This window comes from Cupriavidus sp. 2TAF22, from assembly GCF_052115045.1.
GTDB lineage: Bacteria > Pseudomonadota > Gammaproteobacteria > Burkholderiales > Burkholderiaceae > Cupriavidus.
Genome location: NZ_JBFRFX010000010.1, coordinates 73870 through 86743 on the forward strand (window position 1 = coordinate 73870; position 12874 = coordinate 86743).

The window sequence follows — 12874 nt, forward strand, 5'->3', positions numbered from 1 at the left end:
CGCCACGCCCGCCACAACTTCAATGCCCGCCTCTGCCGCCGCCCGGCAGGCCGCCCGCACCGCGGCCAGCCTGCGCTTCGACCTGACCACCATGCGGCTGTTCATTGCCACTGCGGAAAGCGGCGGCATCACGCGCGCCGCCGAGCAGTTGTGCCTGGTCCCGGCCGCGGCATCGCGCCGTATCCGCGAACTGGAGGCGCAACTCGGCCTGCCCCTGTTCGAGCGCCGCCCGCACGGCATGGCGCTGACCGATGCGGGCCGCGCCATGCTGGCGCACGCGCGCAGCCTGATCCACGCCGTCGACCGCATGCAGGACGATGCCGCCGCCTTCCTGCACGGCGACCGCGGCGTGATCCGTATCGCCGCCTGCACCTCGGCCGTGGCGCAGTTCCTGCCCGCCGATCTCGGCCGCTGCCACGCGGCGTGGCCCGACATCAAGGTCGACCTGCAGGAGCTCAACAGCGTGGGCGTGATCCAGGCGGTCAAGCGCGGCCTGGCGGACGTGGGGGTCTATGAAAGCACGGTCGGGCCGGTCGCCCTGCCATCGCTGCCTTACCGCGAAGACCGCCTGGTGCTGGTGGCGCATCACGCGCACCCGCTGGCCGGATCGCGCAAGGTTGCCATCGACGACCTGCTGGCGCATGAAGTGATCGGCCTCACCGAGGGCGCCTCGATCTCCATCACGCTCGGCCGCCTGGCCGTGGCCGCCAGCCGGCCGCTGCGCATGCGCATCCGCGTGGGCAGCTTCGACAGCATGATCGCCATGATCGCGGGCGAGATCGGCATCGGCATCATGCCCGCCCACGTGGCAACCATGTTCGCGCGCGGCAAGACCTTCCGGCATATCGCCATCGACGARGCCTGGGCCTGCCGCCGCTTCGTGCTGTGCCACCAGCCGCACGCCGAGCTGTCTTCGGCGGCACGCGCGCTGATCCCGGTCCTGACGGCGGGGTCGGCGGCAGCTTCGTCCGCGGATTCACCAAATGTGAACGCAGCAACGGCGAAAGACTGATGGCCGCTGCCGCCCCGGCGCGGCATAGTGCGGGACAGCACACACCATCGCAGTCAAAAAATACGCGTGCCCACGCCGGTGCGCGACCAGGAGACACCCCATGCAAGCACTTCGCGCACGCTGGCGCGCCGCGGCCGCCGGCACGTTGCTCGGGCTCTGCGCGCACGCGCACGCTGCCTTTCCCGACAAGCCCATCCGCATCAACGTCGGCGCCCCGCCGGGCGGCGGCACCGATATCGTGGCCCGGCTGTTTGCCGAGAAAATGGGCGGCCCGCTCGGGCAGCCCATGCTGGTGGACAACCGCCCCGGCGCGGCCAACACCATCGCCGCGGACCTGACCGCGAAGGCGCCCGCCGACGGCTACACCCTGCTGGCAGCGACCAACTCGCCACAGGTGATCGCGCCGCAGCTCATGCGCCTGTCCTTCGACCCGCTCAAGGACCTGACCCCGATCGGCCTGGCGCTGGTGGTCCCGCATGTGCTGCTGGTGGCGCCGCAGGTGCAGGCCGACAGCGTGGCGTCGCTGGTCGCCCAGATCAAAGCGCAGCCCGGCAAGTTCAGCTACGCCAGTTCTGGCATCGGCAGCGTGCAGCACATGGCGGCCGAACTGTTCATGAAGGCCACCGGCACGCAGATGGTCCATGTGCCGTACAAGGGCAGCTCGCAGGCCCACGTGGACCTGATGGCCGGGCAGGTGCAGATCATGCTGGATACGTCGTCGTCGGCCATGCCGCATATCCGCTCCGGCAAGCTGCGCGCGCTGGCGGTGACCACGCCCAGGCGCTCGGCCGCGCTGCCCGACGTGCCCACCTTGCAGGAGATCGGCATCAAGGGCGCGGACATGAGCACCTGGTATGCCTTCTACGCGCCGCGCCAGACGCCGGCGCCCGCGCTCGATCGCCTCACGCGCGAGTTCAATACCGCGCTGAAGCTGCCCGAGGTGCAAAGCAAGCTGCGCGGCCTCGGCGGCGATCCCGGCACGCTCACGCGCGAGCAGTTCATCCAGCTGCAGAAGGCGGACTACGACCGCTTCGGCAAGCTGATCCGCGAACAGAACATCAGGATGGATTGAACATGGCAGCCCTGCCCCGCATTGCACTCTTTATCGGCGACCCCGCCGGCATCGGCCCCGAGATCACCGCGCGGCTGCTCGCCGATCCCGCGCTGCCCGGGCGCGCGCAGGTGGCGCTGATCGCCAGCCGCGCCGCGCTGGAAGCCGGCGCCCGCGCGGCCGGCGTGCCCGTGCCGCAGGCGGCTCCCTGGCTGGAGATCGTCGACTGGCCCGGCATGAACGCCACTTTCGCCGCCGGCGTGGCCGCCCGCGACAATGGCGCCTTCATGCTGGAGGCGCTGACGCTGGGCGCGCGCATGGTCACCGCCGGCCAGGCGGACGCGCTGTGCTTCGGCCCGCTCAACAAGGGCGCGCTGCGCCTGGGCGGCATGCAAGAGGAAGACGAGATGCGCTGGTTCGCCAGGCTGCTGGACTACCAGGGCCGCTGCGGTGAATTCAATGTGCTCGACAAGCTCTGGACCGCGCGGGTGACCTCACATGTACCGCTCAAGGCGGTCTCGTCGCTGCTCACGCCCGGCGGCATCGACGGCGCCATCCGCATGCTCACCGACGCCCTCAAGGCTTCCGGCAACGCCGCGCCGCGCATCGGCGTGTGCGGCCTCAACCCGCACAACGGCGACAACGGCAACTACGGCAGCGAGGAAGGCGACATCATTGCGCCCGGCATCGAACAGGCCCGCGCCGCCGGCTATCACGCCGAAGGCCCCTATCCCGCCGACACCATCTTCGTGCGCGCGCGCAACGGCCATCTGGACGGCATCGTCACCATGTATCACGACCAGGGCCAGATCGCGACCAAGCTGCTGGGTTTCGAGGTGGGCGTCACGGTGGAGGGCGGCCTGCCGATCCCGGTCACCACGCCGGCCCACGGCACCGCCTACGATATCGTCGGCCGGGGCGCGGCCACGGCCGACGCCATGACCAATGCCTTCGACCTGGCCTGCCGCATGGGTCTCAGCCACCGCGCCGGGCGGGCCGCCTAGCGCTTCGCGCCGCGCAGGATCCGGCCGCTTGCCCGGCCACCGCCTGCCGCGCTCCCTGCCCGGGAGGACCCGGGATGACCCTGCGGCCACTGCCACGATGAGCCGGCGCCACCCGCGCCGGGGTCCGGCGCCTCACGCCGGGCCGATCGCAACGCCCGCCGCTCCCGCAATGCACAAAACCGGCCCCAGTAAGCACCGGTTTTGTGCATTCGCGCACCGCGCCGCGCCAAAAGCACCGCCCAACACCTGGCGCGCTACTTGCGTAGACCTCTTCAGCACGGGATCAATGCCGGTCCCTCGATGAATTCACTGCATTCGTAGCATCAGCACGAGCTTGGGCAACGGCGCCCTGCCTGTTCAGTCTTTCGACTGCACCGGCAGGGCGCTTTTTTTTGGAAACCTGCGCAATGAGCACCGCCAGCGGCAACGCCCGCACCGTCAACACTGTCTGCCCGTATTGCGGCGTCGGCTGTGGCATGACCCTGCACGTGGAAAACGAGCAGGTGGTGAAGATCTCCGGCGACAAGGAGCATCCCACCAACTTCGGCCGCCTGTGCACCAAGGGCTCGTCCGCCCACGTGGCGCTGCGCAAGTCCGGCCGGCTGGAGCATGCCTTCGTGCGCCGCCAGCGCAAGCAGGACCCGGTGCCGCTGCCGATGGCGCAGGCCATTTCCGACACCGCCCGCAGGCTGCGGGCCATCCTCGATACGCACGGCCCGGATGCGCTGTCGTTCTATGTGTCCGGGCAGATGTCGATCGAGGCGCAGTACCTCATCAACAAGCTTGCCAAAGGCTTCGTCGGCACCAACAACATCGAGTCGAATTCGCGCCTGTGCATGGCCAGCGCCGGCAGCGGCTACAAGCTGTCACTGGGCGCCGACGGTCCGCCCGGTTCCTACCAGGATTTCGACCGCGCCGACCTGTTCTTCGTGAGCGGCGCCAACATGGCCGACTGCCACCCGATCCTGTTCCTGCGCATGATGGACCGCGTCAAGGCCGGTGCGCGGCTGATCGTGGTGGACCCGCGCCGCAATGCCACCGCCGACAAGGCCGGCCTGTATCTCCAGATCAAGCCGGGCACCGACCTGGCCCTGCTCAACGGCCTGCTCCACCTGCTGCACAGGAACGGCAAGACCGATCCCGCCTTCATCGCCGAATTCACCGAAGGCTGGGAGGCCATGCCGGCCTTCCTGGACGACTACACGCCCGAGCGCGTGGAGGAGATCACCGGCATCCCCGCCGCCCAGGTGCGCCAGGCCGCCGAGTGGATCGGCGATGCGCCCGAGTGGATGAGCTGCTGGACCATGGGCCTGAACCAGAGCACCCACGGCACCTGGAACACCAACGCCATCTGCAACCTGCACCTGGCCACCGGCAAGATCTGCCGCCCCGGCAGCGGGCCGTTCTCGCTGACCGGCCAGCCCAACGCCATGGGTGGCCGGGAGATGGGCTACATGGGTCCTGGCCTGCCGGGCCAGCGCTCGGTGCTGGTGGAGGAGGACCGCGCATTCACGGAACAGCGCTGGGGCGTGCCCGGGGGCACCCTGCACACGCGACTGGGCGGCGGCACCGTCGACATGTTCGCGCGCATGGCCGCCGGCGACATCAAGGCCTGCTGGATCATCTGCACCAATCCGGTCGCCACCGTGGCCAACCGCGCCAACGTGATCGCGGGGCTGCAGGCAGCCGAGCTGGTGATTGCCCAGGACGCCTTCCTCGACACGGAGACCAACCGCTACGCCGACGTGCTGCTGCCGGGCGCGCTGTGGGCCGAGGCCGAAGGCGTGATGATCAACTCCGAACGCAATATGACGCTGATGCAGCAGGCCATCGCCCCGCCCGGCGAGGCGCTGCCCGACTGGCAGATCATCGCGCGGGTGGCCTGCGAGATGGGCTATGCCGACGCCTTCGGCTATCGCAGCGCGGCGGAGGTCTTCGACGAGATCACTGGCTTCGACAATCCCAAGACCGGCTACGACCTGCGCGGCGCCAGCCATCTGCGCCTGCGCGAGACGCCTTTGCAGTGGCCCTGCTCCAGCGCGCACGGACCGGATCGCAATCCGCTGCGCTACCTCAACGACGGCACGCATCAGGCGCCGATGACGCCCGCCGGCGGCGAACCTCCGCGCCTGTGGTTCGCCACGCCTCAAGGCAAAGGCGTGTTCTTCGCGCGTCCGCATGCCGATCCCGCCGAGATGCCCGACCGCGAATACCCGATCGTGCTCAATACCGGCCGCCTGCAGCATCAGTGGCACACCATGACCAAGACCGGCAAGGTGGCGATGCTCAACAAGCTCAATCCCGGGCCGTTCGTCGAAATCCATCCGGAAGACGCGCAGGCGCTCGGCGTGCGCGACAAAGACCGCGTCGAGATCCGCTCGCGCCGCGGCCGCGCCGTGCTCCCGGCGGTGGTGACCGAACGCGTGCGCGCCGGCAACTGCTTTGCACCGATGCACTGGAACGACGCCTATGGCGACGAGCTGTGCATCAACGCCGTGACCAGCGATGCGGTCGACCCGATCTCCCGGCAGCCCGAGCTCAAGTTCTGCGCGGTGGCACTCAGCCGCGTCGCCGACGTGCCCGCGCAAGCCGGGCAGGATGCGCCGCAAGAGCACGCCACGCCCCAATCAGCTCAAGCAGCCCAAGCAGTCCAAGCAGCCCGGCACGCGCCAGCCCAGCCTGACAGCATGACCACGGAATCCGAAATGACCCGCATCGACGCATTCGCCGCCCTGCTCGACCTCCCCGCCGCCAGCGCACCCGTGCTCGGCGACGCGGAGCGCCTCTACCTGGCCGGCTTCGTTGGCGGCCTGCGCCTGGCCGGCGGCGCGTCGGGCCAGGCCGCGCCGATGCTGCCCGCCAGCGCACCGGTGGCCCCTGAAAAACGGCTTTGGCTCAACGGCCTGCTGGCCGGCATGTTCTGCCGCGCCGATGCCGGCAACGCCGTGCCCGCGGCCGTGCCTGGCGCACCGGCCGCGCCGGCCACCGGGACCTCCCCGACCGGGGTGGCCGAGCCCGCCATCAAGATCGTCGGCGCGCGCCCCGTGGTCACGCTGCTGTGGGCCTCGCAGACCGGCAATGTCGAGTCGCTGACCGAGCGCTACGCCACCGCGCTGATGGAATCCGGCTTCGAGATCCGTAGCGCCTGCATGGCCGACTACAAGCTCGCCTCCCTGGCCAAGACGCAGTACCTGCTACTGATGAGCAGCACCTTCGGCGACGGCGATGCGCCCGACAACGGCCAGGGTTTCTGGCAAGCGCTGGCGGCGGACCTCGCGCCGCGCCTGGAGCACCTGCGCTACGCCGTGCTGGCCTTCGGCGACAGCAGCTACGACCAGTTCTGTGGCCACGGCCGCAAGCTCGATGCGCGCTTCGCGCAACTGGGAGCGCGTGCGCTGCTGGAACGGGTCGACTGCGACAGCGACTTCCAGGCCACCGCCGACGCATGGCTGGATAACGTGACGGCGCGCATCAAGGCGGAGCACGCCGCGCTGCACGCCACCCCGCCCGAAGGCATGATTCCCGCCGTGATTCCCGGCACCGTCCCCACCAAGGCCAGCCCGGCGCCCTCGCGGCTGCTGCAGAACCTGCGCCTGAACCGGCAGGGCGGCAACAAGGACACGCGCTACTTCGCGCTCGACGTGGGCGATTCGGGGCTGGAGTACGAAGCCGGCGACGCACTTGGCGTATGGCCGAGCAACTGCCCCGGGCTGGTGGACGAACTGCTCGCCGTGAGCCAGTTGCGCGCCGACACCGCGGTGACGGTGCCGGGACTGGGCGAGATGCGCCTGGCCGATGCGCTCGGCAAGCATTTCGAGATCGCCCGTCCGGGCCCCGACGCACTCGCCATGATCGCCGCGCGCAGCACCAACCCGGGCCTGAAGTCGCTGCTGGCCGCATCGCGCAAGGACGACCTCAAACAGTGGCTATGGGGCCAGCAGCTGGCCGACGTGCTGCACGAATACCCGGCGCAACTCAGCGCGGCCGAGCTGCTGGGCACGCTCAAGCGCTTGCAGCCGCGCCTGTACTCCATCGCCTCCAGCCCCAGGGCCCATGCCGGCGAAGTGCACCTGACCGTGGCCGCCGTGCGCTACCACAACGGACGGCGCCAGCGCAAAGGCGTGTCGTCCACCTTCCTGGCCGACCGCGCTGACGGTGTCAGCGTGCCGGTGTTCGTGCAGAAATCCGCGCACTTCCGCCCGCCGCGCAGCGGCGACACGCCCATGATCATGGTCGGGCCGGGCACCGGCGTCGCGCCATTCCGCGGCTTCCTGCACGAACGGCTCGCGCGTGGCGACCGCGGCCGCAACTGGCTGTTCTTCGGCGAGCAGCACGCCGCCAGCGACTTCTACTACCGCGACGAGCTGGAGACCATGCGCGACAAGGGCCTGCTGACGCGCCTCGATCTCGCCTTCTCGCGCGACCAGGCCGACAAGATCTACGTGCAGGACCGCATGCGCGAACAGGGCGCGCAGCTATGGGCATGGCTCGAGGCGGGTGCGCATTTCTACGTATGCGGCGACGCCAGCCGCATGGCCAAGGACGTGGACGCGGCCCTGAGGGACGTCGTGCAGGTGCATGGCGGCCTGAGCCAGGAAGCCGCCGGCGACTACGTGACGGCAATGTCCGCCGGCAAGCGCTATGTCAGGGACGTCTACTGACGCGCCGGCAGCAAACGCGCCCACGGACAAGAGGAGACCAAAGACATGAGCGGCCCATTCTTCGCATTCGAAGCCGACTTCGTCGCCACGCTGCGATGCGTCCCGATGATCGTTCGCTTCAACCTCGACCTGTGCGGGATCAAGCTGTCGCTGCGCGCCTGGAACCGCTTCGATCACGCCACGCGCGCGGACCTTGCCGCCATGCCGGCAAGGACCCAGGCGGAGATCGCGACCTATCGGGACTACGTCTGCGACGCGCTGCTCGCCATCGGTGAGCAGCCCTCGCCGGTGGCGGTCGACGACTATCCGCTGTGGAAGGTAACCAGCGACATCCCCGCGCCGATCCGTGCCAGGGCCGATGCGCTGGCAATCATGCTGGGCGGGCGCGTCTGCTGGCAGGGCCTGACCTCGCTGCAGCGATTCGCCCTGCTCAAGCTCACGCGGGGCGGCCATGAGAATGCGAACTTCGTGCCCGCGCTGCGCGAGTTCGGCCTGCTTGCCTGACCATCCGGGCCGTTGCAACCGGGGAGCCGAGGCCGCGCGCGGGCCAGTCGGACTCCGTCCAGGGCCCGCTCGGTGCAGCCAGGCAGGCCGATGCGCGCCGTGGCTTCCCGGGCCAGCATTTCGTGCCGGATAGACCACCGGCGGCTCGGCGCGGTGGTTCGGCGCGGTGGTTCGGCGCGGGTCCGCCCTGTACCCTCGTGTATCCACCACCGCCGCGCGGACACTGGGTTACAACAATCCCCTCCGGCCGATACATCGCCGATACGTGCCGCTGCTGAAATGGCGTCTCCTCTGGCCTCAACGACGAAGGGACACCAAATGAAATCGACTCGAATCATGGCGGCAGCGTTACTTGTTCTCGGCAGCGGATTGACGATGCAGGCGGCGCAGGCGCAGCAAGCGGGAATCCACCGCACCGATCTCCTGCAGCAGGATCTGAGCGTGCCCGGGCGCGAGGCCGTCCAGGTGCGGGTCGACTTCGACCGTGACGCGTTCGCACCCAAGCACGCGCATCCGGGCGAAGAGATTGCCTATGTCCTCGAAGGCACGCTGGAGTATCAGCTCGGCGACAAGGCGCCGGTCACGCTCAAGGCCGGCGAGGCCTTGTTCATTCCGGCCGGAACGGCGCACTCGGCGAAAAATGTCGGCGGCGGCAAGGCGTCGGAGCTGGCAACGTATATCGTTAAAAAAGGGGCTCCGCTGGTCGTGCCGGTCAAGTGAGTCGCTCCTTGTCGCGCTTTGTCGCTCCTTGATACGACCTTGATCCAGGAAACCACGGCACATGAGGTGCAAGATGAGCACACAGGAATCAACCAGGGCTCCCGTCCTGTCGCGCCGAGCCCTGCTCCTGAGCGGAGCGGCAACGGCAGCCCTTGCGATGTTCCGCCCCGTCATGGCTGCCGTCCAGCCCGACGCGGGGCAGCGCTATGCGGCAGATGCCATCCGCCCCTTTCGCGTTCATGTTCCGCAAGCAGCGCTCACCGACCTTCACCGCAGGCTCGCCGCGACGCGTTGGCCTGACCCTGAAACGGTGAGTGACCGCTCCCAGGGAGTGCAGCTCGTAAAGCTCCAGGCACTCGTGCAGTACTGGGGGACGAGCTACGACTGGCGAAAGGCAGAGGCGAAACTCAACGCCTTGCCGCAGTTCCTGACGAATATCGACGGCCTGGACATTCATTTCATCCACGTGCGCTCCCGTCATCCGCAAGCATTGCCACTCATCATGACCCACGGCTGGCCCGGTTCGGTCTTCGAGCTGCTGAAAGTCATCGGCCCGCTGACCGATCCCACGGCGCACGGCGGGGCCGCCGAGGATGCCTTCCATCTTGTGATTCCGTCCATTCCAGGCTTCGGCTTTTCAGGCAAGCCCACGGGCACCGGCTGGAACCCGGACCGCGTCGCCCGCGCGTGGGACGTCCTCATGAAGCGCCTTGGATATACGCGCTACGTCGCGCAAGGCGGCGACTGGGGTGCCATCATTTGCGATGCCATGGGCCGTCAAGCTCCCGAGGGTCTGCTCGGCATCCACGTCAACAGGGTCGAGCGCGCGACGACTCTCCCGCCGGACGTCGCGAAGGCGCTGAAGAATGGCGATCCGGCACCGGCGATCCTCACCGCCGAAGAAAAGGCGGTGTTTGACCAAGCCAGGGAGTTCCTTGGCAAGGGCTTTGGATACGCCGCGATCATGGGGACGCGCCCCCAAACCATGGCATACGCCCTGGCCGATTCGCCGGTGGGACTGGCGGCGTGGATCTACGACAAGATCGCTGATTGGGTGTTCACCCGCGGCGAACCGGAGCGCTCGCTCACCCGCGACGAGATGCTCGACGACATCACACTCTACTGGCTGACCAACACAGGCCCCGCAAGCGCGCGGATCTACTGGGAAACCAACGCCAGTAGCCCCAATGTAGCCAGCATCTCGATCCCGGCGGCGGTGACGATCTTCCCCGGGGAGGTCTACAGGCCGCCGAAGAACTGGGCCGCACGCGCCTACCGCAACCTCATCTACTACAACCAGGTGGACAAGGGCGGCCACTTCGCGGCCTGGGAAGAGCCGGTCCTGTTCAGCACCGAGGTGCGTGCCGCGTTCCGGCCGCTGCGCTGAGCGCGGCGTGCGGCTAGTGTAGGAATGCGCGGTATGCGCGAGAGCCCGTCATGGAACATCTGGTATAGATTGAATCCATCGCACATGGACGGAATATCGCATGCCAGAAAAGCAAGGACCAAGGATCCGGAATGCCGCGTTTTCGGGCGCGCTCGTATGCGCGGCACTCGTGGCGGGATGTGCCGCCCAGACAGCGACCCCGGTGCCGAACCCGGGCCCGCAAGGCGGCCGCGGCACGCCGGAAGGCTGCCAGGCAGACAAGGTTGGCGATGATGCCCTGATCGGCAAGGCCGAGGCAGACGCCGTCACCCTGCTCCAGGGCTGCGCCTGGCGGTTTGGTGACCGGGAAGGCCAGCATATGCCCGCAACCATGGACTACAACCCGCAGCGCCGCACGCTGGACGTCAAGGGGGGAAAGGTGACCGCGGTACGCCGCGGGTGAGCAGCTACGCCTGGGCTGCATCGGCCGCGCAGGCTGCTTGCGATTCGGCTGGCCAGCCTCGCCTGCCACGACGCCTGCCCCCCCGGAAGTGACATCTGGCGGTCCTGTTTCGAACGTGCCGCACGGCACGTTCACCTCGAATTCCACGGCTTGCAGGGGGGCGACAGCAGTTCGCCGGTAGCGGCTGGTCAATCACAACCGGACCAGCCAGCCGGCTTTCCATCGAACCGTTCCTTGAAAATCCCCGAATACTGTATATATTTACAGTTACTGTATGGATGAACAGTATTCGCGGGGAGCCCAGCATGGAACATCTGGTCCGGGTACAGAATGAATATGATCGCCAGGTCCTGGCATGGCTGCGGGAACGGATTGGCGACGCGGCCCTGCAGGCAGCCGCCCAACGCCTGGCCGGTGACCGCAAGCCCTATCTTTCGACAATCTGCCGCAGCCTGAAGGTCACGCCACCGAGCCGACGCGCACTGCGCAACCAGGCTGGCCGCGCCACCCGTGAGGTCGGGGACCGCTACCTTGCCTCGATCCGCCAGCTTCTCGCGCGGCCGGCGCCGGCACAGCGCCATGCGCAAGTTCCGGGGAATCCGGGAAATCCACAGCACGAGGGCCGTCGGCTCTAGGCTGCCTGGCATCAACGCCCGCAACGCCAGCAACGGTGGGCAGCAGCGCCCACCGCCCTGCGCCCTCCGCACAAGAGCATCAACTCGCCATGCGGTCCGTGGCACGCACATCGCGTGTGCCATCGGTGAACACGTCGCGGTTCATCATGGCGATTGCGCCGGCGTCGGTACCCTGGTGCGCACCGTCCTGGTACGCGTCGCGCTGGCGCGCGCCGTCGGAGAAGGCGTCAGGCTTGCGGGCGCCCTGGCTGAAGCTATCGAACGCCGGCTGTTGCGCGGCGAGCGCCGGCAGCGTGAGCGCGGCAAGCAGCACGGCGGATGCCATGGCGAGCATTTTCTTGCGTGGGGTTTTCATCTTGTACCTCGGCGTATTGGTTTCGATGGATCCGTCAGTGCCACGGACCGGCCTGTGCGCGAACACCTGGCCAGCGGGCGACTGGTGCCGGTGCTGCCCGAGTGGAACGCCGGCACGCTGCCGCTGTTCGTCATGTACCCGCGCAACCGGCACCTGACGGCCAAGGTGCGCGTCTTTATCGACTGGGTGGCGCGGCTGTTCGACGCCGAACCCCGCCTGCCGCAGGCCTGAGCAGCCAGCCCGCGCGCGCGGTCAGTGCCGTGCCAGCGCGCGTTCGGCCAGGACGTCCTTCGCCGCCAGCGCCGCGTTGATGGCGCGCGGAAACCCTGCATAGGCCGCGACCTGGATGATGGCCTCCACCATCTGCGCCTGCGTGCCGCCCACGTTCAGCAGGCCGTGCATATGGACCTTGAGCTGCGGCGTGGCCGAGCCCATCGCCGCCAGCGCGGCCACCGTGATCATCTCGCGGCAAACCAAGTCCAGCCCGGAGCGTGCGTAGATGTCGCCGAAGCCGAACTCGATGATGAAGCGGCCCAGGTCGGGGGCGATTTCCTGCAGCGAGGCGATCACGCGCTCGCCGGCCTCGCCGTCGATCTCGCGCAGGCGTTCAAGCCCGGCCTGGTAGCGCGAGGCGCTCACCGGCTGCGGCGATGCAGATGCCGCCACGCCGATACCCGCGGCGGCAAAGACCGTCCTCAGCACGGCCATGCCGTTGAGCGCCACCGGGAAGCCTGCGTAGACCACCAGGTGGATCATGGACTCGACCAGCTCGGCCGGCGTGCAGCCCGCGTTCAGTGCGCCCGCCAGGTGGAACTTCAGTTGCGGTTCGAGCCCGCCCATGGCGGCCAGCGCGGCCACGGTGACCAGTTGCCGCTGCGGCAGCGTCAACCCGTCGCGCGGATAGATCTCGCCGTAGACAAAGCCGATGGCAAGGCTGGCGAGATCGGGGGCGATGTCGCCGAGCGCAGCGAGGATTGAAGCGTCGGTGGTGTTTTCGATGGCGGCAAGCTGCGCGCGGCCGAGTGCCATGGTCTGCGGGGTCATTGGCTGTTTCCTTGGTCCGGTAAGTCGGTGAGTCGGTGAGTCGGTGAGTCGGTGAGGCA

General features: G+C 68.4%; 12 protein-coding genes. 10 read left to right on the forward strand and 2 right to left on the reverse strand.

The features are described 5' to 3' along the window. Window positions 1-22: 22 nt before the first annotated feature. The 9 genes from AB4Z48_RS14100 to AB4Z48_RS14140 all read left to right on the forward strand — a co-directional run bounded on the left by AB4Z48_RS14100 (window position 23) and on the right by AB4Z48_RS14140 (window position 11416). Entirely contained in the window at window positions 23-1012 is a 990-nt protein-coding gene (locus AB4Z48_RS14100; RefSeq protein ID WP_441614879.1) for a LysR family transcriptional regulator, read from the forward strand. Between the two features lie 100 nt (window positions 1013-1112). After that, on the forward strand, window positions 1113-2084 hold the full coding sequence (locus AB4Z48_RS14105) for a Bug family tripartite tricarboxylate transporter substrate binding protein (protein WP_441614881.1): 972 nt from the start codon (window positions 1113-1115) through the stop codon (window positions 2082-2084). Window positions 2085-2086: 2 nt separating this feature from the next. Beyond that, window positions 2087-3067 (forward strand): 4-hydroxythreonine-4-phosphate dehydrogenase PdxA, encoded by a 981-nt coding sequence (locus tag AB4Z48_RS14110; RefSeq protein ID WP_441614883.1) that lies wholly within the window; start codon window positions 2087-2089, stop codon window positions 3065-3067. Between the two features lie 407 nt (window positions 3068-3474). Then, window positions 3475-7728, forward strand: a complete 4254-nt coding sequence (locus AB4Z48_RS14115) for a molybdopterin-dependent oxidoreductase (protein ID WP_441614885.1) — start codon at window positions 3475-3477, stop codon at window positions 7726-7728. 45 nt (window positions 7729-7773) lie between these two features. Further along, window positions 7774-8232 (forward strand): nitrate reductase associated protein, encoded by a 459-nt coding sequence (locus tag AB4Z48_RS14120; RefSeq protein WP_441614887.1) that lies wholly within the window; start codon window positions 7774-7776, stop codon window positions 8230-8232. 336 nt (window positions 8233-8568) lie between these two features. Then, window positions 8569-8952: a cupin domain-containing protein gene (locus tag AB4Z48_RS14125; RefSeq protein ID WP_441614889.1), complete on the forward strand. Its 384-nt coding sequence runs from the start codon at window positions 8569-8571 to the stop codon at window positions 8950-8952. A 73-nt stretch (window positions 8953-9025) separates the two neighbouring features. Beyond that, the gene (locus AB4Z48_RS14130) at window positions 9026-10339 is read left to right on the forward strand and encodes an epoxide hydrolase family protein (RefSeq protein WP_441614891.1); all 1314 of its coding nucleotides are present in this window, start codon (window positions 9026-9028) and stop codon (window positions 10337-10339) included. A 100-nt stretch (window positions 10340-10439) separates the two neighbouring features. Beyond that, complete coding sequence (locus AB4Z48_RS14135) at window positions 10440-10781, forward strand: hypothetical protein (RefSeq protein WP_441614893.1); 342 nt, start codon at window positions 10440-10442, stop codon at window positions 10779-10781. Between the two features lie 305 nt (window positions 10782-11086). Next, entirely contained in the window at window positions 11087-11416 is a 330-nt protein-coding gene (locus tag AB4Z48_RS14140) for a hypothetical protein (RefSeq protein ID WP_441614894.1), read from the forward strand. A gap of 79 nt (window positions 11417-11495) precedes the next feature. Here AB4Z48_RS14140 and AB4Z48_RS14145 read toward each other — a convergent pair whose 3' ends face one another. Continuing rightward, on the reverse strand, window positions 11496-11771 hold the full coding sequence (locus AB4Z48_RS14145; RefSeq protein ID WP_441614896.1) for a hypothetical protein: 276 nt from the start codon (window positions 11769-11771) through the stop codon (window positions 11496-11498). 54 nt (window positions 11772-11825) lie between these two features. Here AB4Z48_RS14145 and AB4Z48_RS14150 point away from each other — a divergent pair, with 54 nt between their 5' ends. Next, window positions 11826-12002 carry a LysR substrate-binding domain-containing protein gene (locus AB4Z48_RS14150; RefSeq protein WP_441614898.1) on the forward strand — a complete coding sequence of 59 codons (177 nt, stop codon included), beginning with the start codon at window positions 11826-11828 and terminating at the stop codon, window positions 12000-12002. A gap of 21 nt (window positions 12003-12023) precedes the next feature. Here AB4Z48_RS14150 and AB4Z48_RS14155 read toward each other — a convergent pair whose 3' ends face one another. Continuing rightward, entirely contained in the window at window positions 12024-12815 is a 792-nt protein-coding gene (locus AB4Z48_RS14155; protein ID WP_441614900.1) for a carboxymuconolactone decarboxylase family protein, read from the reverse strand. Window positions 12816-12874 lie beyond the last annotated feature (59 nt).

What these genes read in the sequence shown, in the direction of transcription:
- AB4Z48_RS14155 (WP_441614900.1), bottom strand. Translation starts at nt 12,815, where the DNA reads ATGACCCCGCAGACCATGGCACTCGGCCGCGCGCAGCTTGCCGCCATC.
- AB4Z48_RS14140 (WP_441614894.1), top strand. Translation starts at nt 11,087, where the DNA reads ATGGAACATCTGGTCCGGGTACAGAATGAATATGATCGCCAGGTCCTG.
- AB4Z48_RS14135 (WP_441614893.1), top strand. Translation starts at nt 10,440, where the DNA reads ATGCCAGAAAAGCAAGGACCAAGGATCCGGAATGCCGCGTTTTCGGGC.
- AB4Z48_RS14145 (WP_441614896.1), bottom strand. Translation starts at nt 11,771, where the DNA reads ATGAAAACCCCACGCAAGAAAATGCTCGCCATGGCATCCGCCGTGCTG.
- AB4Z48_RS14130 (WP_441614891.1), top strand. Translation starts at nt 9,026, where the DNA reads ATGAGCACACAGGAATCAACCAGGGCTCCCGTCCTGTCGCGCCGAGCC.
- AB4Z48_RS14120 (WP_441614887.1), top strand. Translation starts at nt 7,774, where the DNA reads ATGAGCGGCCCATTCTTCGCATTCGAAGCCGACTTCGTCGCCACGCTG.
- AB4Z48_RS14110 (WP_441614883.1), top strand. Translation starts at nt 2,087, where the DNA reads ATGGCAGCCCTGCCCCGCATTGCACTCTTTATCGGCGACCCCGCCGGC.
- AB4Z48_RS14105 (WP_441614881.1), top strand. Translation starts at nt 1,113, where the DNA reads ATGCAAGCACTTCGCGCACGCTGGCGCGCCGCGGCCGCCGGCACGTTG.
- AB4Z48_RS14115 (WP_441614885.1), top strand. Translation starts at nt 3,475, where the DNA reads ATGAGCACCGCCAGCGGCAACGCCCGCACCGTCAACACTGTCTGCCCG.
- AB4Z48_RS14125 (WP_441614889.1), top strand. Translation starts at nt 8,569, where the DNA reads ATGGCGGCAGCGTTACTTGTTCTCGGCAGCGGATTGACGATGCAGGCG.